Below are 22931 nucleotides of genomic sequence, written 5' to 3'. Positions count from 1 at the left end.
AGGTCAAGATCCCTTCGCCGGCACGATCTGGAGGTACACCATCGTCAGAATCAGATTGGCGAAGAACAACAGCAGGAACGTGATGACGACGGCCTGGTTCACCGCCTCACCGACGCCCTTCGGGCCACCGGACGGGTGGAGTCCCTTGTACGCGGAGATCACACCAGCGATGACACCGAACACCGCGGCTTTGATCTCACCGCTCCAAATGTCCGGTAGCTGCGCAAAAGCTGAGAACGACGAGATGTAGGCACCGGGGTTACCGCCCTGCAGGATCACGTTGAAGAAGTAACCACCCGCGATACCGACGACGGACACCAGTCCGTTGAGCAGAACAGCGATCAGCACCATCGCGAGTACACGCGGAACCACCAGGCGCTGAATCGGATTGATTCCGAGGACTTCCATCGCGTCGATCTCTTCACGGATGGTTCGAGAACCGAGATCGGCCGTCACGGCCGATCCGGCCGCACCGGCGACCAGCAACGCTGTCACCAGGGGGCTACCCTGCTGGATCACCGCCAGGACGCTGGCAGCGCCAGTGAACGATTCTGCACCCAACTGCTTGATCAGCGAACCGGTCTGCAGTGAGACGACGGCGCCGAAAGGGATGGCTACCAATGCCGTCGGCAAAATTGTCACGCTGGCGATGAACCAGGCCTGCTCGATGAACTCACGGAACTGAAATGGACGCCGGAACGTATTCCTGACGACGTCGACAAACAGTTCGACGATGTTTCCGGCCTGAGTTAATGCTCCGTTGACCGGACTCAGAACCGAGTTGCGGGTAACCCCCATCCGATATGCCTACCCTTGCCCGTGTGTCGTGTTTCCGTAGGGATCGCCCTCGTATGCAGGAATGACCTGCGTGTCTTGCGAGTTGTCGTTCCACTCCCCCTGATAGCCGCTCGCTTCGGCGTACTGGGGATCGTACTGCCCAGTTCCGTCAACCTCGTCGAGGCTGTCCTGAATCGCCGCCTGTGCGTTAGCTGGGAGGGTGTGCATGATCTGACGGACGCGCTCCTGGCGACGACGAACAGCCTGACGCTCCGGGTTTCCGGGGGTGGCCTTCATCTGCGGCACGATGCCCTCGACGTCGTCGACACCACCGGCGTGGTGACCGGCGTCGACGAGCGCCTGCTCGTGCGCCATCTGAGCCTCGTCCTTCTCCTCCGACATACCGATCGGACCGATCATCGTTCCGTTGAGGAACTGCTTGACGACGGGCTCGTCCGAGGTGAGCAGCACCTCACGAGGACCGAACATCACCAACTGACGACGGAAGAGCATGCCGATGTTGTCCGGCACCGTGCGTGCGAGGTTGATGTTGTGCGAGACGATCAGAATCGTCGCGTCCGACTGGGCGTTGATGTCGATCAGCGTTTGGCTGATGTACGTCGTACGCACCGGATCCAGACCGGAGTCGGGCTCGTCGACGAGGATGATCTCGGGATCGAGAACGAGTGCACGCGCCAGACCGGCACGCTTGCGCATACCGCCGGAGATCTCACCGGGAAGCTTGTCCTCGGCGCCGACCAGACCCGTGAGGTCCAACTTCTCCATCACGATCTTGCGGATATCGGATTCCGACTTCTTGGTGTGCTCACGAAGCGGGAAGGCGATGTTGTCGTACAAGTTCATCGAGCCGAACAGTGCGCCGTCCTGGAAGAGAACGCCGAACAGCTTGCGGATCTCGTAGAGCTCCTTGGAGGAGCACTGCAGGATGTCCGTGCCGTCGATGACGATGGAGCCTTGTTCAGGGCGGAGCAGTCCGATCAGGGACTTCAGGAACACCGACTTACCGGTACCCGAAGGCCCGAGCAGTGCGCTGACCTCACCCGCGGGAAGTGTCAACGACACGTCCTGCCAAATCCTCTGCGACCCGAAAGACTTTGTCAGTCCTTGTACCGCTACCTCGACTCCCACCATTACCTCCGCGACGTCCGTTGCATGCATGCACCCGTGTGGGTTGGGTCACTCTATCGCATGGGAGTGGTACCCGTGACTGCGAATACTACTAACGAGTAGAGAAGAAGCATAATTCAGATCACAGCCTAGTTCGGACACCCCTCCCACCTGCATGAATTCCGGCATATCACCCGCGAAAAAAGTTCAAAAAAAGAGGGCCACTCCCCGTGGGGAGTGGCCCTCTTCGTTACTACTCGCGAAGAGCAGCGGGAAAACCGTCTTACTTGATGACGATCTTTGCGCCGGCAGCTTCGAGCTTTTCCTTGGCAGCCTCTGCGGCGTCCTTGGCAACCTTCTCGAGGATGGCCTTCGGAGCGCTCTCGACGAGGTCCTTGGCTTCCTTCAGGCCGAGGCCGGAAACGACCTCACGGACGACCTTGATGACCTGGATCTTCTTGTCGCCAGCCGACTCGAGGACGACGTCGAACTCGTCCTGCTCTTCAGCAGCTTCTGCGCCGGCAGCCGGTGCGCCTGCAGCGGCGACGGCGACGGGAGCAGCAGCGGTGACCTCGAAGGTCTCCTCGAATGCCTTAACGAACTCCGAGAGCTCGAGGAGGGTGAGCTCCTTGAACTGGTCCAACAACTCTTCGGTGCTGAGCTTCGCCATTGTGGCGGTCCTTCCTGTAAGTCCCATGTCGCTGATCCGCGACCGGGCGGGGTTATAGCAGTGATGCGCGGGTGCGGATCAGCTTTCGGCTTCGGCCTCGGCCGGAGCCTCGGTGGCAGCCTCTGCGGGGGCCTCTGCGGCTCCGCCTTCTGCAGCCTTCTTCTCCTGCAGGGCAGCGGCCAGACGGGCCATCTGCGAAGCGGGAGCATTGAACAGGCCTGCGGCCTTTGCCAAGTTGCCCTTCATCGCGCCGGCAAGCTTTGCCAACAGGATTTCGCGGGATTCGAGATCCGCGATCTTGTTGACCTCTTCCACGGACAGCGCAGCGCCGTCCATGTAGCCGCCCTTGATGATGAGCGCCTTGTTGTCCTTAGCGAAGTTCTTCAGAGCCTTCGCAGCGTCGACCGGTTCGCCCTTGATGAATGCAATGGCGGTCGGACCAACGAACAGGTCATCAAGGCCCTCGATGCCAGCCTCTGCGGCGGCACGCTTGACCAGGGTGTTCTTGGCGACGGAGTAGGTGGCACCTTCTCCGAGAGCGCGTCGCAGTGTCGTGATGTTGCCAACCGAAAGGCCACGGTATTCCGTGACCACAGCGGCGGTCGAACCCTTGAACTGCTCGGTGATTTCCGCAACTGCGGAAACCTTCTCAGGCTTTGCCATACTTCGCCTCCTCTCGTGACAGTCGTTGTCCCACTCAGGAACCGCTGCACCTCATCGGGGTGAACCCGAGAAGACACAGTCCGCGACATGCAAAACGCCCCGGCGCAAGCGCACGGGGCGTACAGAGGAAACATGAAGAAGAGGCTTACGAATCAGCGTAACGATGCAAAGCGAGGCAGTGCATAACCAGGCAAACTGTAGAACCACTACATCAAGCTATCCCCCTACCTCGTTCACCTACGTGGGCCGCCGGGCACTCCCGGACTTTCAACCACACCCATCACTGAGTGCAATCACCAACGGTCTTGGGTAGAACATGATTTTGGGGTGAAGTTCATATCCAGCACTGAACTCCGCCTCGAAGACTACCTGACTGCTCGCTGCACAACCAAATCGGGTTCGTCACGCACCCGATTCCTTCAAGCACCGATAGCCCCGGCGATCTTGTGTTCGATTGCTGCCCGAGCTCGGTCCGGCAACACCAGCAATCCATCGAGTTCCTTGTGGGCCTTCCGGTACGCACTCTGACGTTCCTGTGGCGTCGCGCCCTCGTCCATGGCCAGTCGCAGCAGACGTTGCGCCCTTACCAGGCGTTCTTGTTCGTCGAGGGTGAATCCGCTCCGTCGGCGGCGCTTCGCCTCAGCTTCCGCGATTTCGAAGGCGATCGAGTAAGCGTGCACCGCCTCGCGGTACTCGGTTTGTGCCTGCTGGTTGCCGATCATCGTCTCCGGATTGCCTGGGCGAAGCAGATCGGCACGATATTTGGCTCGATGAAAATCGGCGGTCAAAGGCTCGCGCATGTCCGTCATCATCGGGGTGTCGAGCAGTGTGACCGGATCGAGTTCGTACGAGAACCATCGGGCGTCGACCGCATCGTGCTGCTCGATTGCCTTGGCCAGCTCTCGGCGCTGTGTTTCTTCGTCGGCGTGATGTTGTGCGTTGGCTTGCGCGATGGCGACCTTGGTCTGCTGCTTGAGCCGGAAGCGCTCTTGCCGGCGCTCGATCCGCCTTTCGTTGGCAACCGCGACACCCTTCAGCGCCCCACCGATGGTGCCGCCGAAAACGAAGATCAGCCACCAAAAGTTTCCGAGGAACTGGAACGCTTCGTGCATACCCCGATGATGCCACCGTTAGATCGATACCACCGTTGGACCGATACCACCGTTGGACCGATACCACCGGCAGGGATCACCCTCTCCCGAAACGACAAGAAGGCCGGCAGGGAGTGATCCCTGCCGGCCTTCTTGTTCGTATGCGGACTGCTTACGCGTCTGCAGCATCCTCGAGGAGGTTGCGAGTACGGTTCGGATCCACCGGGATGCCCGGACCGGTGGTCGTCGAGACCGTGATCTTCTTCACGTAGCGGCCCTTGGCCGACGAGGGCTTCGCACGCAGGATCTCGTCCAGGGCTGCGCCGTAGTTCTCCACCAGCTTCTCATCGTCGAACGATGCCTTGCCGATGACGAAGTGCAGGTTGGCCTGCTTGTCGACGCGGAAGTTGATCTTTCCGCCCTTGATGTCGTTGACAGCCTTGGTGACATCCGCCGTGACGGTGCCCGTCTTCGGGTTCGGCATCAGGCCACGCGGTCCGAGGACACGGGCGATGCGGCCGACCTTGGCCATCTGATCAGGAGTCGCGATTGCGGCGTCGAAATCGACCCATCCACCCTGGATGCGCTCGATCAGGTCTTCTACACCGACTACGTCAGCGCCTGCAGCCTCGGCTTCTGCTGCCTTCTCGCCAACAGCGAACACGATGACGCGAGCGGTCTTACCGGTGCCGTGGGGCAGGTTGACCGTTCCGCGGACCATCTGGTCAGCCTTACGGGGGTCGACGCCCAGACGAACTGCAACCTCAACGGTTGCATCCATCTTGGTGGACGACGTCTCCTTGGCGAGCTTTGCAGCCTGAAGCGGGCTGTAGAGCTTGTCTGCGTCGATCTTCTCAGCGGCGGCGAGGTACGCCTTGCTGCGCTTTGCCATTTGTTCTGTCCTTACTTGTCACTGCAGCGAATTACCTGTGCAGTGGTGAATGGTTCAGTTGTGGTCGGGGCCTGGCCGGCCCTCCCACGTAATGCTGTGGAGCGGACTATCAGCCCTGGACCGTGATGCCCATGGAACGAGCGGTGCCGGCGATGATCTTCGCGGCCTGCTCGATGTCATTGGCATTGAGGTCTTCAGCCTTGGTCTTCGCGATTTCGCGCACCTGATCCATGGTCACCGAGGCAACCTTGGTCTTGTGCGGTTCGCCGGAGCCCTTGGCGACGCCGGCTGCCTTGAGGAGCAGCTTGGCGGCGGGAGGGGTCTTCAGCTTGAAATCGAAGGTCCGGTCTTCGTAGACCGAGATCTCGACCGGCACAACGTTGCCGCGCTGGGACTCAGTCGCCGCGTTGTAGGCCTTGCAGAACTCCATGATGTTCACGCCGTGCTGACCGAGCGCGGGACCCACGGGAGGTGCAGGGTTAGCCTGACCTGCCTGGATCTGCAGCTTGATGAGCCCGGCGAGCTTCTTCTTCTTTGGGGGCATCTCTAGTTCCTAGTTTCTAGCTTGGGTGTGTGTCTTGCGTCGAACAAATTGCAAGTTTTGGGGTGGTCAGATCTTCGCGACCTGGTTGAAGTTGAGCTCAACCGGGGTTTCACGACCGAAGATCGACACGAGAACCTTGAGCTTCTGCTGCTCGCCGTTGACCTCGCTGATGCTGGCCGGAAGGGTTGCGAACGGGCCGTCCATGACGGTGACCGACTCGCCGACCTCGAAGTCGACCTCGATGAGGGGCTTGCCGAAGGACTCGGACGGTGCCTCGCCTGCTGCGACGGCGGCCGCTGCAGCCTGCTGCTTCTTCTGCTCCTGCTGCGGGAGCAGGAACTTGACGACCTCGTTGAGGGTCAGCGGCGAGGGACGCGACGTAGCACCGACAAAACCGGTGACACCAGGCGTGTTGCGCACGGCGCCCCACGACTCGTCGTTGAGCTCCATGCGAACAAGGATGTATCCGGGCAGAACCTTGCGGTTGACCTGCTTGCGCTGGCCGTTCTTGATCTCGGTGACCTCTTCGGTGGGAACTTCCACCTGGAAGATGTAGTCGCCGACATCGAGGTTCTGAACGCGAGTCTCGAGGTTGGTCTTGACCTTGTTCTCGTAACCGGCGTACGAGTGGATGACGTACCAGTCACCCGGGGCGCGGCGCAGCGCAGCCTTGAGTTCGGCAACGGGATCCTCGACCTCGAGCTCGGCGGCGGGAGCGGCCTCGTCGGAGTTCTCGGCATCGTCGGAGATGACGTCCTCGGTCGCTGCAGCGTCTGCATCAGTGCCTTCGGCAACGTCTGCATCGGTGCCTTCGGCAACCACGACGTCTACTTCGGCTGCCGCCTCGGCAGAAACACGCTCTTCGGCCAAAGCCTCATTCGTGTCGTTCTCGGGGGTGCTCACTGGGGCACTCGCTTCCTCTCGTTACTCGGACCCGGGTCGGGTCTTGTCGCGCTCGCAGGCAAAGACGCCCGACTGCTACGGCGATCAGCCGAACAGCCAGGTGACACCCTTGATCACAGCGATATCGACGCCGCTGATGAAAGCGACCATGAAGACCACGAACGTCAGCACGACGCTGGTGTAGGTGATCATCTGCTTGCGGTTCGGCCAGATGACCTTACGGAGTTCTGCGATGACCTCGCGGAAGAATTTGCGCAGGCGCTTGAAGATGTTGTCCTTCTTCGCCTTGGGCTTCTTGCCGGGGTTCGTTGCAGTCGGCTTGGCCGAAGATGTCCGGGATGCCGTCCGGGCCGGAGTCTTCACGGTGGACGCGCTGACCGAGGCGCCGCGTGCAGCGCGCTTGCCGGTCGGCTTGTTGGAAACCCCAGTGGATGCGGAGGGAGCCTTTTCGGCACCGTCCTTGTCCAACGAAAGATCGGAACGCGTAGTCGCGTCAGCTGCAGTGTCGTCGACACCGGTCGAATCGGCAGACGGTGAAGTCTCCGCATCCGAAGTGTCGGCGTCGCGCTTGGCGCGCTCCTCGCTCACGTCGTTCCTCTCAGTCGCTGGCATCCGGGGGCAGGGGCGACAGGACTTGAACCTGCAACCTGCGGTTTTGGAGACCGCTGCTCTGCCAGTTGAGCTACGCCCCTTTGGTTGACCTCGACAGGTAGACCCTGCCTGAATCAACCGTTCTGCGATCACACAACATACGCGCTACCCGAGGTGAATGTCTTGCAACATTCAGGGCAGCGCGCAGCGCTGAGGAATCCCAGAAATCTCAGTGTACTTCAAAGCCCCGGAACAAACACAATCCGCCCTGCGATCAGGCTAGACGGACCGTGGCAGTGGCACGACCGAAGATCTTCTTACCTTCGGACTTGGCCACAATTGCCAGTACTGCGGTCTTGCTTTCTTCGTCGATCGACTTCACCTTGGCGGTGAACTCGATCTCGGCAGCCTTGTCGGCTGCCACGATCACCGGGCTCGTGAACCGTACGTTGTACTCGGTCACTGCGCCCGGATCTCCCAGCCATTCGGTGACGTAGCCGGCACCGATGCCCATGGAGAGCATGCCGTGCGCGACGACGTCCGGCAAGCCGGCAAGTCGTGCGACCTCGTCACTGAAGTGAATCGGATTGGGATCTCCCGAAACACCCGCGTAGTTGGCGAGGTTTCCACGCGTCAGGGTGACGGACTTCTCGGGGAGAAGTTCGCCGACACTCACGTCGGAAAATTTACGAAGCGACATGCATCATCACGTCCTTGACTGCGTGGGCGATGTTCTCGTCCACTTCCCCACCCGTTCGAGCAACAAGCGTCGTCCACGTGGTGACGACGGCTTCGTCGTTCTGATCGGTGATGATGTTCTTGGTCACGATGATGTCGCTACCTGCGGCCTGCCTGAACGAATCCAGGAAGACGTCGCAGAAGAGTCGGTCACCGACCTGCATGGGCTTGTGCAGCACCAAGCGCTGATCGGTCTGAAGAATCTGACTCAGGTCGTAGCCTGTGACGATCTCTTCGAACAGACGTCGCTGAGCGATGGCACCCACGATGGCGACGAACGTGATGGGAGCGATCAGGCCGTCATATCCGAGGCCCTTGGCTGCCGTCTCGTCGTAGTGCGCGGGATGGGCGTCCTGGACGGCGCGAGCGAACTCGCGTACCTTCTCGCGTCCGACCTCGTAGAAGTCTTCGACACGATAGTGGTGACCGACCATCTGGACGGCATGAGCGGCCGGGTCCGTAGGGACCTCGGCCGCTGCCTGGTTCTCTTGCAAATCTGTCACGCGGTGAGACTCTCTTCTAGCTAGGACCCGAAGACGCAGGCCCAGAGAGGGTCTTCCGCGAAAATCGTCGTCCTGTTAAGGACTTACTACTTCGACTCGCGATGCGACTGGTGGGTTCCGCAGTTGGGGCAGAACTTCTTGAGCTCCAGGCGATCGGGGTCGTTGCGCCGATTCTTCTTGGTGATGTAGTTGCGGTGCTTGCATACCTCGCAGGCCAAGGTGATCTTGGGCCGAACGTCGGTCGAGGAGGCCACGGGATGCCTTCTTTCGGGTGTATCTGATTACGAGCAATCAGGGTGGATCATGCATATTGTGTAGCGGTGACCGGACTTGAACCGGCGACGCAACGATTATGAGTCGTTTGCTCTACCAACTGAGCTACACCGCCTCGGTGTCGAGTGTCGCGCGGAAAGCACGGCACCACAATCCAGCGAGCCCCCTAACGGAATCGAACCGTTGACCTTTTCCTTACCATGGAAACGCTCTACCGACTGAGCTAAGGGGGCGTGGCTCAGGAGTGCGTTGCCGCTCTCTTGAAGCCTCCGAAAGATTACACACGAACGAGCGCCAGCACCAAATCCGCTGGTCATCGGGGCAAAAATGGTGCCGGAGCCCATTGTTGCACCGATCGGGGCCGCTGGCGAGGGCTTTGCGGGAACCAGCTCGACCCTGCACTCCCCCTGAAACCATCCCCCGGTGCCCATCCCGAGGCCCCTGAGCCCCCGACACCCCTGAGCCGAAGCCGGCGCCTGCGTCGCCAACGCGCGCTCGACCTCGGTACACGCACAAAAAAGTCAGCCCCGACTCTCGCGAAGAGAATCGGGGCTGACTTGGTGTGGCAGATGTAGGATTCGAACCTACGTAGGCATAAGCCGACGGATTTACAGTCCGCTCCCATTGGCCGCTCGGGCAATCTGCCGTGCTTGCACCAGGCTTCGATCCGGCGCATTCGCAAGTATATCGCGACGTGCGGCGGCCGAAAACGGCTTCCTCGGTGCGGTGAGAAGAATACAACGAACACACCCCCATTTTGCAAACCGGGTGGTAACGGGCGGTGCCGACCCGATAACGTCGAGGTGTCCACCGGTATGGAAGGTGGGCGGAACTCGATGTTCGTGAACTACCGGAAAGCGGGAGTGTGAAGTGGCTGATTCGTCCTTCGACGTGGTGAGCAAGGTTGACCGTCAAGAGGTGGACAACGCCCTGCATCAGGCTGCCAAGGAGTTGACCACGCGTTTCGACTTCCGAAACACGGGAGCGTCGATCGAGTGGTCTGGTGAAGAGACGATCACGTTGAACGCCGACACCGAGGAGCGACTGCTGGCCGCCCTCGACGTGTTCAAGGAGAAGTTGATCCGTCGTGACATCTCGCTGAAGGCATTCGATGCCGGCGAGCCGGCGCAGTCCGGAAAGATCTACAAGCTGTCCGGAACCTTGGTCCAGGGCATCAGCAGCGAGAACGCGAAGAAGATCACCAAGAAGATTCGCGACGAGGGCCCCAAGGGCGTCAAGGCGCAGATCCAGGGTGAGGAACTTCGTGTGAGCAGCAAGAAGCGCGACGACCTCCAGGGCGTCATCTCCCTGCTCAAGGGTGAGGACTTCGGGATCGCCCTGCAGTTCGTGAACTACCGGTAGCAGGGGCTGCGCCCCTGTGCGCCTTTTTGGTAGTTCCGACGACCAGAAAGGCTCACAGGGGCCGAAGGCCCCTACATCCCCGCCATCTTCTCCAAACGCTCGATCCGGTCCGCCATGGGCGGATGCGTCGAGAACAGCTTGCTGACCTTGTCCCCCGCCCTGAAGGGGTTGGCGATCATCAGGTGGGACTGCGCCGCGAGCTTGGGCTCAGGCGGCAACGGCGCGGCTGCGACGCCCGACTCGAGCTTGCGCAGCGCCGACGCCAACGCCAGCGGGTCACCGGTGAGCTCGGCTCCCGATTGATCCGCCTGGTACTCGCGAGAGCGCGAAACGGCCAGCTTGACCACGGTTGCCGCGATCGGTCCCAGCAGGGAGACGAGCAGCAGCGCGATCGGATTGCTTCCCTGCCCGTTCCCTCGGCCGCCGAAGATGCTCGCGTACATCGCGAAGTTGGCCAGGCCAGAGATGACGCTGGCCATCGCGCCGGCCACGGACGAGATCAAAATGTCCCGGTTGTAGACGTGGGAGAGTTCGTGCCCGAGCACGGCACGCAGTTCGCGTTCGTTCAGAATCTGCATGATGCCGCTGGTCACGCACACCGCGGCATGCCGAGGGCTACGACCGGTGGCAAACGCGTTCGGGGCGTTCGTGGGGCTGACGTACAGCCTGGGCATCGGTTGGTGCGCCATCGTGGCGAGTTCGCGCACGATCCGGTAGATCGCCGGTGCCTCGACCTCGGTGATGGGCTGGGCGCGCATCGATCGAAGCGCCAGCTTGTCGCTGTTGAAGTACACGTAGGCATTCATGCCGACGGCAAACAGAACGGATCCCCACAGAAGGAACGGGCTGTTGAACAGCGAGCCGATGAAGACGATCAGCGCCGACATCCCCACCAACAAGCCGAATGTCTTCGCACCGTTCGCGTAGCCGTGCAAACCGCTCACCTCTTGCCTCGCTGGAGCCGAAGGCTCACCCGAACTCCCCGGTGTATGCACCGGTTCTGTTCAGTCAACGAAGGACAGGGGCATCAGGGTTCCCACCCAGTGACTGTCGGGGTTTCCACCCGGTAGCCCCGATTCGCCGAGGTGTCAGCCGACTCGTTCGATCGTGTAATCGACGAGACGCACGAGCGCTTCGTTGGCCGGTCCCTGCGGGAGCTCAGCCAACTGAGCTTTCGCCGCGACGGCATACTCGCCGAGCTTTGCCTTCGCCTTGACCATGCCCGGCGAACGCTCGAGCAGTTCGAGGGCCTCTTCCACCAGGGCATCTTCGGTAACCGGGCCCGCGAGAAGCTCCCGCAGGCGATCTGCGTCGGCCCCTTCTTCGCGGAACGCGTACAGGACGGGCAGGGTGTGGACTCCCTCGCGCAGGTCGGTGCCGGGCGTCTTGCCGGACTGCGCCGAGACGGACGAGATGTCGATGATGTCGTCGGAGATCTGGAACGCGGTGCCGACGGCGTCACCCAGGCGCTCGAGGCGCTCGATGTGAGCTGCGTCGGCGCCGGAGAAGGTGCCGCCGAAGCGTCCCGAAGCAGCGATCAGCGAACCGGTCTTCTCCCACACGACCTTGAGGTAGTGCTCGACCGGATCCTGCTCCTTCTTGACACCGATCGTCTCGCGCATCTGGCCGGTGACCAGTTCGGCGAATGTTTCGGCGATGATCCGAACGGCCTCGGGTCCGAGCGTCGACACCAGTCGTGATGCGTGCGCGAACAGATAGTCGCCGGCCAGGATCGCGACGCTGTTTCCCCAGCGGGCGTTGGCGCTGGGTGCTCCGCGCCGCATGGACGCCTCGTCCATGACGTCGTCGTGATAGAGCGTCGCCAGGTGAACGAGTTCGGTGACAGTCGCTGCGGTGATGATCGACGGATCGTTCGGCACCGGTCCGAGTTGCGCGGTCAGGATCGTGAACAACGGACGGAAGCGCTTTCCACCAGCTCGCGCGAGATGCAGCGCAGCCTCGGTGAGGAAGTCTTCTCCGTCGGACAGCTCGCTGACCAACAACTCTTCGACATCGGAGAGTCCACCACGCACTACTGCGGCGAGCTGTTCGTCGCCCAGGTCGATGCCTGCAACGACGGTGCTCGATGCGGTTGCGTCGGCAGCAGTCTTTTCGGTGCTCACGATGTCAGTACCCATTCCTGTCGTCAGTGACGGCTCGGTTCCCACGGTAGTGAACCTAGCGGTTCGCACTCGGGACGGCCTCGCCACGGTGGCGATCGCGAGCCTGGGAAGATGTGAGTGTGTCCGTAGAAGAGCAGTCCCCCGTCGTCGATTCGCTTCCGAACGAAACCGACATTGTGGTCATCGGCGCAGGTCCCGCGGGTTCTTCGGCCGCGGCGTGGGCCGCCCGCAGCGGCCGAGACGTCGTGCTGGTGGACGCTGCCGTCTTCCCGCGAGACAAGACTTGTGGTGATGGACTCACTCCGCGCGCCGTGGCCGAACTGGATCTCCTCGGCCTCGGCGAGTGGGTTCGGTCACACACGACGAACAAGGGACTACGGTTGTCCGGCTTCGGACAAGAACTCGAACTCGAGTGGCCGGGGACGTCGTTCCCGCCGATCGGCAGCGCCATCCCCCGGACCGAACTCGACGACGCCATTCGCCGGTGCGCCGTCGAATCGGGCGCGGTCATGGTCGAGGGCACCAAGGCCGTCGACGTCGAACTCGACGGTGATCGAGTAGCCGCCGTCGTACTCGCCGGCCCCTCGGGACGAAGCACTCTTCGTTGCCGGACGCTGATCATCGCCGACGGCGTTCGCTCGACGCTCGGCAAGAAGCTGGGACGGCAGTGGCACCGGGACACCGCGTACGGCGTCGCGGCACGCGCGTACGTCGCTACGCCGCGCAGCGCCGACCCGTGGATCACCTCGCATCTGGAACTGCGGGACGCGGAGGGCACGTTGCAGGCGGGGTACGGCTGGATCTTCCCGCTCGGCACCGGCGAGGTGAACATCGGCGTCGGGACACTGGCGACGTCCAAGCGCCCGGCTCCAGGTGCCCTGCGACCCTTGCTCGACCTCTACACCGATCAGCGCCGAAGCGAGTGGCAGTGGAGCAGCGAAATACATTCCGTCGCTTCGGCTTTGCTACCCATGGGTGGAGCAGTTTCCAACATCGCCGGACGCAACTGGGCCGTGATCGGCGACGCCGCAGCGTGTGTGAACCCGCTCAACGGTGAGGGCATCGACTACGGCCTCGAAGGCGGACGTCTGGTGGTCGAACAGCTCGGCGCCGACGATCTGACGGAGCTGTGGCCGACCGTGCTTCGGGAGCACTACGGGCAGGCGTTCTCGGTCGCGCGCCGGCTCGCAGGCCTGCTGACGGTTCCGCAGTTCCTGCCCGCGTCGGGTCCGATCGCGATGCGCTCACGGGCACTGATGACGGTCGCCGTTCGGGTGATGGGGAACCTCGTCACCGACGCCGACGCCGATCTGACGGCGAAGGCCTGGCGGGCGTCGGGGGCCGCGTCGAGAAAGATCGACTCCCGACCGCTGTTCGGTTGAGCAAGTGCTGTGCGCCTTTATTAACCGCCGGGGGTTGATAAAGGCGCACAGCAGTTCAGGCAGTGGCGTAATGCAGCGCCACGATGCCGCCGGTGAGGTTGCGCCACTTGACGTTCTTCCACCCGGCAGCCTCGATCTTGCGGGCCAACTCTTCCTGGGTCGGCCAGGCACGGATCGATTCGGCGAGGTACACGTAGGCGTCGGGGTTGCTGCTGACGGTGCGTGCGACCTGCGGGAGCGCCTTCATCAGGTACTCCATGTAGACCGTGCGGAAGGGCCCGAAGACGGGCGTCGAGAACTCGCTGACGACGAGACGTCCGCCCGGCTTGGTGACGCGGGCGATCTCACGCAGTCCGGCTTCGAAGTCGGAGACGTTGCGCAGGCCGAAGGAAATCGTCGCGGCGTCGAACACGTTGTCGGCATAGGGCAGGTACATCGCGTCACCTGCGACCATCGGAACTTTGCGCGAGATTCCGGCCTTGAGCATGCCCTTGGAGAAGTCGGTGGCGACGCACCAGGCACCGGAGCGCCCCAGTTCGACGGTCGAGACTCCGGTTCCGGCGGCGAGGTCGAGCACCTTCTCGCCCGGCTTCAGATCGAGGGCTTCGCGGGTGGCCTTGCGCCAACCCTTGTCCTGGCCGAAGGACAGCACGGTGTTGGTGAGGTCGTATCGCTCCGCGACGTCGTCGAACATCGACGCGACTTCGTGCGGTTGCTTCTCGAGAGTTGCTCGGGTTCCGTGTGTAGTGGCCACACCCGAAACGCTACCAACCCTCGGGCAGCGAGGGCGTTCAGGCTGCTCTGGCACCCGTTCGCCGCCCGAGGCCCTGCACGTCCTCGTAGTGACGGAGCAACTCTTCGCAGATTGCCGGCCAGGTCCGGTGCAGCACCGAGCGCCTCGCCGCGGAGCCGAACTGCACCCGCAGATCACGCTGACGAAGTGCGTCGACGGCGCTTGGCAGGAGTTCGGTGAACCTGTCCGTCGGCAGGAGGTAGCCGTTGCGGCAATGCGAGATCAGGTCACGTGGTCCGCCGGCGTCCGGTCCGACGACAGGCACACCGCTCGCGAGGGCTTCCTGGACCGCCTGGCAGAAGGTCTCGTGCTCGCCGGGGTGAACGAATACGTCCAGGCTCGCATAGGCGTCGGCCAGCGCGGTACCGCCGAGTTGTCCGGTGAAGATCGCGTCCGGCATCAGTCGTCGTAGGTTCTCGCGGTCCGGGCCGTCTCCGACAATCACGATCTGCACACTGGGATCGCCGGCCAGGGCCGCCAATCGTTCGACGTGCTTTTCGGGCGCGAGGCGACCGACGAAGCCGACCACCAACCGGTCGCTGTCGCCGATCCAGGACTGCCGCAACACCGAGCTACGACGCGAAGGCGCGAATCGTTGTGCGTCGACGCCGCGGGCCCATCGGTGCACGCGCGGAATGCCGTGCTCTTCGAGGGCGTCGACTGCCGACGTGGAGGGCGCGAGTGTCCTGTTGCAGCTCTTGTGGATTCGACGGGTCCACGCCCACGCGGCGCGGCTGGTGACGCCGAGACCGTAGCTTTCGGCAAATCCGGCGACGTCGGTCTGGTAGACCGCGACGGTCGGGATCCCGAGCCGCTTCGCGACGGCCACTCCCCCGGCGCCGAGCAGGAACGGTGACGCCAGATGGACGACGTCGGGCGCGAAGGTCCGCACGGCCGTGGTCAATCGTGGTTGCGGCAGGCCGACGGGAAGTGAACTGACTTTGGGCACCATGACGGCTGGCACCCGAACCACCTGAACGCCTTCGTGTTCGGTGGCGGCAGAGGTGTCGGATCCGACGGTGTCCGGCGCAATGACCATGGCGTCGTGGCCAGTGCGATCGAGGTGTTCGAGCACGCGTAGTACCGAGTTGGTGACGCCGTTCATGTTGGGCAGGAATGACTCCGCAACGATGGCTACTCTCACACCGAGAACGGTGACAGGGCCAGGAAAAGTCCACGTCATGTTCGTGTGAAGTTCGGGCGAAGCGCGAACTAACTCGAGGCGACCGGCGCCGAACTTGCCGCCTGCGCTTCCCGCTTGCGCAGGTACCAGATCGACGGTCCAGCCAGGAGCCACGTCACGACGATCACCGATCCTGCCGGGATCAGCGCCACCGTCGCGTTGCGTCCCGCTACCCGGACCAAATCAGGGTCGGCTTTGGAGTACTCCACCTCGATGCGTTGTCCCACAGTCAGATTGGTGGGGTAGAGCACGCCGAGTTCAGGGTTGTGGTTGGCGCCGTCCGGTGTCACGAAGCTGATCGCCGAACGTAGCGAGCCTGCCGAGAGCACCTCGGCAGTTGCGGTCCCCATGTTCGATTCGATGGTCCGATCGTTGCGCCAGGCACCGAGAACCAGGATCACCGCGAGCACGGAAATGCCGACCGCAACCACCAGTACGCCGATGCGGAGACGACGCAGAACCGTTTGCGTCACAGCTGTGCCCGCACGGAAGCGTGGAGTTCGCGCAGCCCACTGCGATCCGTCGCGACCTCGAGCACACGAATGCCGTTGGCCGGTTGCGCCAGCGTCGTTGCCAGGGCGTCGACGGTGACCGCTGCGTGGGGCACGCGGTAGGCCGCGCACAGCGCAGCGAGGTCCATGCCGTGTGGTGTTCCGAACACTCGCTCGAAGACGCCGGCGTACTGCGGGTCGCCTTGTTCGAGGAGCTCGAAGATACCGCCGCCGTCGTCGTTGGCGACGACGATGGTGAGGTCGCTCGGCCTCGGCTCACCGGTCCCGATCAGCAGCCCGGAAGCGTCGTGCAGGAATGTCAGGTCGCCCATGAGAGCGACGGTCCTGCCGCCCTCGTACGCCAACGCGGCGCCCACCGCCGCCGAGACGGTGCCGTCGATACCTGCGACGCCGCGATTCGACAGCACCCGTACGGCGGGCTTGGGGTAGCTCACGAGTGCCGCGTCGCGAACAGGGTTGGATGCGCCGAGCAGAAGCTGGTCGCCGTCCGCGAGAGCATCCATCACAGCAGCGGCCACGTGCAGGCCGGTGGCCTTGGGGTGGGCGTCGAGTTGCTTGCGGACGGCAGTTTCGGCGTGTTCGGTCAGCGCGGCGCATCGAGCGATCCAGGCGGGATCGGGAGTCCCGGTGACCACTGCCCTGGTTCCGGTGGCGAGTACGTTGCCGGATACGTCCGGCCAGCGCGGCCCGGTAGTCAGCGCGTAGACGTCGACGCCCGGGTCGGCCAGCACCTTCGAGACCTGACGATGCAACGTCGGGCGGCCGGTGATGATCGCCTGCTTGGGCTTGAGTTGCGAGAGCGCGAGTGGATGCAGTGCGATCCCGTGCATCGGAGCCGTCGGCTCGGCCACCGTCGGCAGGCCGGCCAGCTCAGGCCGAAGCGCACTACCGTGTCCGGAAATGACCACCGTATCTGCGGTGAGATCCAGATCGACGGGAACGTCGAGCGTCGCATTCTGGGTGGTGGTCCAGGCCGCACCGCCGGGACGGCCCTCCGGGACCGGTCCCTGCACGTGCACGTCCGGCACCAGCGGCTCACGAAGTGGAATGTCGAAGTGCACCGGACCCGCGTTTCCGGATCGGGTTCCGCGGGCAGCGGCGAGGACCCGGCAGACCGCCGAGCGCCACTGGCTGTTCTGCGTCGAATCGTCCTCCGCCAGGCCCAGGCTGATGGTTGCGCGGACTTGACTGCCGAAGAGCCCGAGTTGCTCGACGGTCTGGTTGGCGCCGGTGCCGAGCATCTCGTACGGCCGGTTGGCGCTCAGGACCACCAGCGGCACTCGCGCGTAGTTGGCCTCGAGGACAGCGGGTCCGAGATTCGCGACGGCGGTCCCGGAAGTCATCACGATGGGGACCGGTCGTTTCCCGGCGATTGCCAGTCCGAGTGCCAGAAAGCCTGCTGTCCGCTCGTCGATCCGCATGTGCAGACGCAACCGGCCGTCGAGATCGGCAGCCTGGAGGGCAAATGCGAGGGGCGCGTTGCGAGAGCCTGGACACAGCACGACTTCACGCACGCCACCACGAACCAGTTCGTCGACGACGGCTGTGGCTTGTGCAGTGGACGGATTCACGCCTTCAAGAGTGTCAGATGTTCGGGCGCAAGCATGCCCAGGGGCGGGGACAGCGGCATTATGTGTGGGTGCGCACACTCTTCGATCCAGCCGAGCTCGAACCCCGTCGGTTCTATCAGTTACTCACCGCTTCGGTGGTCCCCCGGCCGATTGCCTGGGTGTCCACCCTGTCGGCGGACGGCGTCGGCAATCTGGCTCCGTACAGCTTTTTCACCGTGGCAAGTTCGGCGCCGCCGATCGTGCAGTTCACGTCGGTCGGCCGCAAGGACAGTCTGCGCAACATCGAAGCGACCGGCGAATTCGTGATCAACCTGGCGACTGCCAGGCTTGCCGACGTGGTGAACCAGAGTTCCGCCTTCTACGACGCCGAGGCCGACGAGTTTCTCGAGTTGAACATCCGTAGCGAGCCGAGCGAGCGGGTTCGCCCCGTCCGGGTCGCCGACTCCCCGATCGCCATCGAATGCACGCTCCACCAGGTCGTCGAGGTCGGTAATTCATTTGTCGTGATGGGAAATGTGGTCGCGGTCGCAGTACGTCCCGAGGCTGTCGCCGACGACGGCCTACCGGACTTCGCGGCAATCGCACCGATGAGCCGACTTGGCCGAGCGCAGTGGGGTCTTCCTCCCGAAGTCGTCGAAAAGGACAGACCCACCACTCCACAGCGACCGTAAATCAGGTTAGGGTTACCTGATTAGGTACGAGTAACAGATAATCAGGGAGCAACCAGTCATGGCCAAGCGCGCCAAGTTCGTGAAACCGGCCTCACGCAGCATCGTGTCGGCGCAGGTCGTGGCGAACAAACGAATCAGCCCCAGCTTCATCCGGGTGACCATTGCCGGCGAAGAGCTGTCCACCATCGCTCCGATGGGTGCCGATCAGTGGTTCCGCATGTTCATCCCGCAGGTCGGCCAGAGTGAACTCCGGTTGCCGAGCGCGGCCAGCAATCTCTGGTATGCGCAGTACCTGTTGATGTCCAAGGACACGCGGCCCGTCGTGCGCAACTACACGATTCGCGCCTACCGTGCCGCCGGATCCGGTCTCTTCGGCGAGACCACGGAGATCGACATCGACTTCGCTTATCACGGCGACATCGGCCCGGCATCCGCGTGGGCGGACACCGCGTCGGCCGGCGACGAGGTCGCCCTCTTGGACGAAGGCTGCATCTACAACCCCACACCCGAGGCCAAGTGGCAACTGCTCGTCGGCGACGAGAGTGCACTTCCCGCGATCATCGGCATTCTGGAATCCGCACCCGCAGACCTGCGTGCCGAGGTCTTCGTCGAGATTCCGAACATCGAAGACAAGCAAGACATTCCGGAGTTGGCGAACGTCAACGTGCATTGGCTCGTTCGCGAGGACGAACACGCGACGCCGGGTGTTCTGACCCTCGAGATCGTCCGCGCCGCCGAACTGCCCGAGGGGCCGTCGTACACCTTTGTCGCCGGCGAACAGGCACTCACCACCGGGCTGCGTCGGCACCTCGTGAACGACCGGAAGTTCGCCAAAACCGACATCACCTTCACCGGCTTCTGGCGCCACGGACATTCGGCTCACTGACAAACGCACCGAACACGACGAGTGGCCCGGGAGAAACTCCCGGGCCACTCGTCGTTTTACGTTCGCTTATGCAGCGTGCTTCTGGATCACATCGCCCAGACGCGGCAGAGCTGCAGTCACATGCTTCTTCGCCGAACCGCGCAGCTTCGAGTACATCGACTTGACGACGGCCTTGTCGCTACCTTCGATACGCTCGTCCGTCACCTCGAGGAGGGAATCGGCAACCGCGTCACCGCGGGCGCTGATGAAATCGGCGAAGCTGCCTTCACCGGAAGCCGAGAATTCCTGCCAGTACGGCTCGAGCTTTGCCACGAAAGCCGGCAGAAGCGCGGTGACGGCGTCCGGCACGATGGACGGGCTCACCTTCTTGACCGCGCCGTAGCCACCCTTGAGAGCCAGCCCTGAGGCCCCCGACTTATCCGAAACCTCTGCGTCGATCAAGGTCTGCACGTCCGCGACGACCGCGGGAACCCGTGATTCCTCGAGCAGGGTTTCGTTCAGAGCTGCAACCACTTTCGATCCCTTCATTCTTCACTGATGTTCATCAGGTCGCGCCCGAGACTATACGAAATTCGGCTGGTCCCTACTGCCGAGTATCCGATGGCAGCGCCTGGCCCTCTCCAACCACCAGTCGCGCCGGTCCGCGGGCGCGGCCAGCGTCTCGAGCAGAACCGGATCAGGCTCGACGGCACCCACCGACAAAGCACCGTCGACAGCTGCCCCGGTGACCGCGACATCCCGGACGAACAGGCCGCCGGTACCGAGTCCGCAGGCAAACGGAAGGGTGGGCAAGGCTGCCGCGGCCGCCAGTCCCGCGGACATCCCCACAGCCGTGTCCAGAGCGCTCGAGACCACCACCGGCACCCCGTAGTCCGCCAGCTGCGCCGACAGCGCCACCACAGCACGCATTCCGCCCAGCGGCGGCACCTTCACGACGGCGACGTCCGCTCCCCCCGCTCGTACGACGCGCAGCGGGTCCTCGGCACGGCGAATGCTCTCGTCGGCAGCGATCCGCACACCGGTCCCCGCGGCGCGGACCCTGACCAGTTCCTCGACGCTTGCACACGGCTGCTCGGCGTATTCGAGTTCACCGTCATCGGTGATCGCTCGCAAGGCCGTGATCGCCTCGTCCACGCTCCACCCGCCGTTGGCGTCGACGCGCACGTTCGGGATGTGCCGACGCACCTCGTTCACCCGGGCGACGTCCTGCGCCAGCGACTGTCCCTTCTCGGCGACCTTGACCTTGGCTGTCCGGGCCCCGGGGAAGCGCTCCAGCAATTCCGGAACGGCAGACGCGTCGATCGCCGGCACGGTCGCGTTGACGGGAACTGCGTCACGAAGCGCAGGCGGCGGACCCAGCCACGCCGCTTCGATACCCGCGAGCAGCCACTGCGACGCCTCGTCGTCGTCGTACTCGACGAACGGGGCGAATTCTCCCCACCCGGCCGGGCCGCGAACGAGCAGGGCCTCACGAGTCGTGATGCCGCGAAAGCGAACTCGCATCGGCAGCGCGAGCACCACGGCGTCCGCGATCAGATCGTCGAACGAGGGGAACATGTCAGGGCTGTCCCGGAAGCAGTTCGATCATGAGCGCCTCACCGTCGGCGAGGAGCTTGCCGTCGAGATCGGTCAGGCGCGCGCTGACAAAAGTCTTGCGACCCTCGACCCGATCCACCTGCCCCTCGATCACCAGTTGTTGATTGAGCGGAGTGATCGCGCGGTAATTGATGTGGAGGTAGCCGGTGCGGGAGATCGGACGGCCACCCGCGTGGACCGTCATCCCGAAGACGTCGTCGAACAGCAAGGGCAGGACACCGCCGTGAGCGGCGCCGTTACCGCCCAGGTGGTAGCGGCGGAAGACGCCGGTACTGCGGACTCCTTCGGTGTCGAACTTCTCGACCATCCACGGGAGCATGAGGAGGCTGCCGCGTCCGGGCAGTTGGATGTTCGAGCCTGCGGGCGACTTGCCTTCCGGGACCTCGTACGGAGTCAACCGATCGGCAAGCTCTTCGGCTTGCGTAGCGATGTCTGCGAGTACGTCGTCGGGAACATTGGTCGAGACGGCAAGGTCCTGCAACCTGCGCATCGCTTCGACGAAGCGGCCGAAGTCCGGACCTGCGGGAGTGTGCCGGAACCGTGGAAATCCGCCCCGCTTCTCACCGTCTGTGACGATCTCCGTGCCGTCTGCGGTTTGTTCGCTCATGACCTGCACGTTAGCGCGCCCGGGAACGTGTTCTACCTCAGGTATCCGTTAGACGCGCGAGCCGTGCCTCTATCGTGGCTCAGGTGACCTTCAACCCGCAGCTCTGGCGCCCTGTCCCCGGATTCGAGAACCTCACCGACATCACCTACCACCGGCATGTCAGCCAAGGCACCGTTCGCGTCGCCTTCGACCGACCGGAAGTGCGTAATGCGTTCCGCCCGCACACCGTCGACGAGTTGTACCGCGCGCTCGATCACGCCCGGATGACCTCCGACGTGGGAGCGGTGCTCCTGACCGGCAACGGACCGAGCGAGAAGGACGGCGGTTGGGCGTTCTGCTCCGGCGGAGACCAGCGCATCCGTGGTCGCAGCGGCTACCAGTACGCCGAAGGTGAAACGGCGGACACCGTCGACAAAGCACGCGCCGGGCGCCTGCACATCCTCGAGGTCCAGCGCTTGATCCGCTTCATGCCGAAGGTCGTGATCTGCCTGGTCAACGGCTGGGCTGCGGGCGGCGGCCACAGCCTGCACGTGGTGTGCGACCTGACGCTCGCCAGCCGCGAGCACGCACGGTTCAAGCAGACCGACGCCGACGTCGGAAGCTTCGACGGCGGCTACGGCAGCGCCTATCTGGCAAAGATGGTGGGCCAGAAGTTCGCTCGCGAGATCTTCTTCCTGGGTGAGACGTACACCGCCGAGGAAATGCATCAGATGGGCGCGGTCAACAAAGTTGTCGACCACGCTGAACTCGAAAACGTCGCGATCGACTGGGCCGGCAAGATCAACGGCAAGTCGCCGCAGGCACAGCGGATGCTCAAGTACGCGTTCAACCTGCAGGACGACGGGTTGGTCGGCCAGCAGCTGTTCGCCGGTGAGGCAACACGTTTGGCGTACATGACCGACGAGGCCGTCGAGGGTCGTGACTCGTTCCTCGAAAAGCGTGATCCCGACTGGTCACCATATCCCTGGTATTTCTGACACAGTAGGTGCGAGAGGGAGGTCGGACGTGGAGATTCTGAGCAGTCGGACGATATTGCGCCCGAGCGAGTACGAACGAACGCTGAGCTTCTACCGAGACACCCTCGGTCTGGCGATCGCTCGTGAATATCCCGGCGGCACAGTCTTCTTCGCCGGCCAAGGTCTGATCGAAGTCGCTGCGCACGGCGGCACCGGCGAGGGCGGCTTTCGCGGCGCGATCTGGCTGCAGGTCCGGGACCTCACTGCCGTTCAGACCGAACTGGTTCTCGCCGGGGTCAAGATCGCGCGCGAGGCAAGACAGGAACCGTGGGGTCTACACGAGATGTGGATCGCCGACCCGGACGGGACACCGATCGTGATGGTGCAGATCCCGGAGGACCATCCCATCCGACGCGATTCCCGGCCACCGTCCGCGTAGTCGAGACACCGCTGTAGCCGAGACACCGCTGTAGCCGAGCAATGACAGATGCCCGCCACGACTTTCGTGGCGGGCAT

Annotated in this window: 27 protein-coding genes and 4 tRNA genes; 6 read left to right on the top strand and 25 right to left on the bottom strand. The window is 63.3% G+C overall.

Annotation, left to right across the window (positions count from 1 at the left end):
- Positions 1-3: 3 nt before the first annotated feature.
- From A0W34_RS08565 to A0W34_RS08490, 16 genes are all read right to left on the bottom strand, one after another.
- Positions 4-798, bottom strand: a complete 795-nt coding sequence (locus tag A0W34_RS08565; protein WP_003942038.1) for an MlaE family ABC transporter permease — start codon at positions 796-798, stop codon at positions 4-6.
- Between the two features lie 9 nt (positions 799-807).
- Positions 808-1929, bottom strand: a complete 1122-nt coding sequence (locus A0W34_RS08560) for an ABC transporter ATP-binding protein (RefSeq protein WP_007728450.1) — start codon at positions 1927-1929, stop codon at positions 808-810.
- 259 nt (positions 1930-2188) lie between these two features.
- Entirely contained in the window at positions 2189-2575 is a 387-nt protein-coding gene (rplL, locus tag A0W34_RS08555; RefSeq protein ID WP_003941857.1) for a 50S ribosomal protein L7/L12, read from the bottom strand.
- A 78-nt stretch (positions 2576-2653) separates the two neighbouring features.
- Entirely contained in the window at positions 2654-3238 is a 585-nt protein-coding gene (gene rplJ, locus A0W34_RS08550) for a 50S ribosomal protein L10 (RefSeq protein WP_003942074.1), read from the bottom strand.
- A 419-nt stretch (positions 3239-3657) separates the two neighbouring features.
- Complete coding sequence (locus A0W34_RS08545; RefSeq protein WP_081557565.1) at positions 3658-4350, bottom strand: hypothetical protein; 693 nt, start codon at positions 4348-4350, stop codon at positions 3658-3660.
- Between the two features lie 151 nt (positions 4351-4501).
- A complete protein-coding gene (gene rplA, locus A0W34_RS08540) occupies positions 4502-5221 on the bottom strand; it encodes a 50S ribosomal protein L1 (protein WP_081557564.1) in 720 nt (239 codons plus the stop codon).
- Between the two features lie 109 nt (positions 5222-5330).
- Positions 5331-5765, bottom strand: coding sequence for a 50S ribosomal protein L11 (rplK, locus tag A0W34_RS08535; protein ID WP_003941896.1), 435 nt, complete (start codon positions 5763-5765; stop codon positions 5331-5333).
- A gap of 66 nt (positions 5766-5831) precedes the next feature.
- Positions 5832-6668: a transcription termination/antitermination protein NusG gene (nusG, locus tag A0W34_RS08530; RefSeq protein WP_003942049.1), complete on the bottom strand. Its 837-nt coding sequence runs from the start codon at positions 6666-6668 to the stop codon at positions 5832-5834.
- A gap of 84 nt (positions 6669-6752) precedes the next feature.
- Positions 6753-7256: a preprotein translocase subunit SecE gene (secE, locus tag A0W34_RS08525; protein ID WP_007728455.1), complete on the bottom strand. Its 504-nt coding sequence runs from the start codon at positions 7254-7256 to the stop codon at positions 6753-6755.
- A 31-nt stretch (positions 7257-7287) separates the two neighbouring features.
- A tRNA-Trp gene (locus A0W34_RS08520) sits at positions 7288-7360 on the bottom strand.
- A 173-nt stretch (positions 7361-7533) separates the two neighbouring features.
- Positions 7534-7959 (bottom strand): (3R)-hydroxyacyl-ACP dehydratase subunit HadB, encoded by a 426-nt coding sequence (gene hadB, locus A0W34_RS08515; RefSeq protein ID WP_003941909.1) that lies wholly within the window; start codon positions 7957-7959, stop codon positions 7534-7536.
- Positions 7946-8500 (bottom strand): (3R)-hydroxyacyl-ACP dehydratase subunit HadA, encoded by a 555-nt coding sequence (gene hadA / locus A0W34_RS08510; RefSeq protein WP_007728457.1) that lies wholly within the window; start codon positions 8498-8500, stop codon positions 7946-7948. Before hadA ends, hadB begins: the two co-directional genes overlap by 14 nt.
- Before the next feature lie 86 nt (positions 8501-8586).
- Positions 8587-8754 (bottom strand): 50S ribosomal protein L33, encoded by a 168-nt coding sequence (rpmG, locus tag A0W34_RS08505; RefSeq protein WP_003941903.1) that lies wholly within the window; start codon positions 8752-8754, stop codon positions 8587-8589.
- Positions 8755-8815: 61 nt separating this feature from the next.
- Positions 8816-8888, bottom strand: a tRNA-Met gene (locus tag A0W34_RS08500).
- Positions 8889-8933: 45 nt separating this feature from the next.
- A tRNA-Thr gene (locus A0W34_RS08495) sits at positions 8934-9006 on the bottom strand.
- 330 nt (positions 9007-9336) lie between these two features.
- Positions 9337-9419, bottom strand: a tRNA-Tyr gene (locus A0W34_RS08490).
- 224 nt (positions 9420-9643) lie between these two features.
- On the opposite strand from A0W34_RS08490, the gene A0W34_RS08485 reads away from it, so the two are divergent.
- Positions 9644-10135, top strand: a complete 492-nt coding sequence (locus A0W34_RS08485; protein ID WP_003941854.1) for a YajQ family cyclic di-GMP-binding protein — start codon at positions 9644-9646, stop codon at positions 10133-10135.
- A gap of 71 nt (positions 10136-10206) precedes the next feature.
- Here the strand turns inward: A0W34_RS08485 and htpX are convergent, their stop codons facing one another.
- Positions 10207-11070, bottom strand: coding sequence for a zinc metalloprotease HtpX (htpX, locus tag A0W34_RS08480; protein WP_081558768.1), 864 nt, complete (start codon positions 11068-11070; stop codon positions 10207-10209).
- A 153-nt stretch (positions 11071-11223) separates the two neighbouring features.
- Positions 11224-12273, bottom strand: a complete 1050-nt coding sequence (locus tag A0W34_RS08475; protein WP_037129929.1) for a polyprenyl synthetase family protein — start codon at positions 12271-12273, stop codon at positions 11224-11226.
- 104 nt (positions 12274-12377) lie between these two features.
- Between A0W34_RS08475 and A0W34_RS08470 the strand changes: the two genes are divergently transcribed.
- Positions 12378-13640 carry a geranylgeranyl reductase family protein gene (locus tag A0W34_RS08470; protein WP_371684349.1) on the top strand — a complete coding sequence of 421 codons (1263 nt, stop codon included), beginning with the start codon at positions 12378-12380 and terminating at the stop codon, positions 13638-13640.
- 55 nt (positions 13641-13695) lie between these two features.
- Here A0W34_RS08470 and A0W34_RS08465 read toward each other — a convergent pair whose 3' ends face one another.
- The 4 genes from A0W34_RS08465 to menD form a co-directional block, all read right to left on the bottom strand.
- Entirely contained in the window at positions 13696-14394 is a 699-nt protein-coding gene (locus tag A0W34_RS08465) for a demethylmenaquinone methyltransferase (RefSeq protein WP_003941879.1), read from the bottom strand.
- Between the two features lie 37 nt (positions 14395-14431).
- Positions 14432-15577, bottom strand: a complete 1146-nt coding sequence (locus tag A0W34_RS08460) for a glycosyltransferase family 4 protein (protein WP_197494315.1) — start codon at positions 15575-15577, stop codon at positions 14432-14434.
- Positions 15578-15645: 68 nt separating this feature from the next.
- Entirely contained in the window at positions 15646-16089 is a 444-nt protein-coding gene (locus A0W34_RS08455; protein ID WP_007728471.1) for a DUF3592 domain-containing protein, read from the bottom strand.
- A complete protein-coding gene (gene menD, locus A0W34_RS08450) occupies positions 16086-17699 on the bottom strand; it encodes a 2-succinyl-5-enolpyruvyl-6-hydroxy-3-cyclohexene-1-carboxylic-acid synthase (RefSeq protein ID WP_003942063.1) in 1614 nt (537 codons plus the stop codon). The genes A0W34_RS08455 and menD overlap by 4 nt, the downstream gene beginning before the upstream one ends.
- Before the next feature lie 68 nt (positions 17700-17767).
- On the opposite strand from menD, the gene A0W34_RS08445 reads away from it, so the two are divergent.
- Together A0W34_RS08445 and A0W34_RS08440 are read left to right on the top strand one after the other, a co-directional pair.
- Positions 17768-18370 carry a flavin reductase family protein gene (locus tag A0W34_RS08445; RefSeq protein WP_054187848.1) on the top strand — a complete coding sequence of 201 codons (603 nt, stop codon included), beginning with the start codon at positions 17768-17770 and terminating at the stop codon, positions 18368-18370.
- Between the two features lie 58 nt (positions 18371-18428).
- The gene (locus tag A0W34_RS08440; protein ID WP_076948849.1) at positions 18429-19256 is read left to right on the top strand and encodes a siderophore-interacting protein; all 828 of its coding nucleotides are present in this window, start codon (positions 18429-18431) and stop codon (positions 19254-19256) included.
- Positions 19257-19322: 66 nt separating this feature from the next.
- Here A0W34_RS08440 and A0W34_RS08435 read toward each other — a convergent pair whose 3' ends face one another.
- The 3 genes from A0W34_RS08435 to A0W34_RS08425 are packed head-to-tail and all read right to left on the bottom strand — an operon-like array spanning position 19323 to position 21459.
- Positions 19323-19769 (bottom strand): DUF6918 family protein, encoded by a 447-nt coding sequence (locus A0W34_RS08435; protein WP_003941973.1) that lies wholly within the window; start codon positions 19767-19769, stop codon positions 19323-19325.
- 48 nt (positions 19770-19817) lie between these two features.
- Positions 19818-20813, bottom strand: a complete 996-nt coding sequence (locus tag A0W34_RS08430; protein WP_054187820.1) for an o-succinylbenzoate synthase — start codon at positions 20811-20813, stop codon at positions 19818-19820.
- Position 20814: 1 nt separating this feature from the next.
- Positions 20815-21459: a PaaI family thioesterase gene (locus A0W34_RS08425; RefSeq protein ID WP_037129937.1), complete on the bottom strand. Its 645-nt coding sequence runs from the start codon at positions 21457-21459 to the stop codon at positions 20815-20817.
- A gap of 83 nt (positions 21460-21542) precedes the next feature.
- Here A0W34_RS08425 and A0W34_RS08420 point away from each other — a divergent pair, with 83 nt between their 5' ends.
- Both A0W34_RS08420 and A0W34_RS08415 read left to right on the top strand, forming a co-directional pair.
- Entirely contained in the window at positions 21543-22436 is an 894-nt protein-coding gene (locus tag A0W34_RS08420; RefSeq protein WP_024487301.1) for a 1,4-dihydroxy-2-naphthoyl-CoA synthase, read from the top strand.
- Between the two features lie 28 nt (positions 22437-22464).
- Positions 22465-22854, top strand: coding sequence for a VOC family protein (locus tag A0W34_RS08415; protein ID WP_003941917.1), 390 nt, complete (start codon positions 22465-22467; stop codon positions 22852-22854).
- Positions 22855-22931 lie beyond the last annotated feature (77 nt).

The sequence above is a fragment of the Rhodococcus sp. BH4 genome (genome assembly GCF_002079265.1).
In the GTDB taxonomy this organism is placed as follows: domain Bacteria; phylum Actinomycetota; class Actinomycetes; order Mycobacteriales; family Mycobacteriaceae; genus Rhodococcus_F; species Rhodococcus_F qingshengii.
Note: the sequence above shows the minus strand (reverse complement) of the source record. Positions and strands in the feature narration are given on the sequence as shown.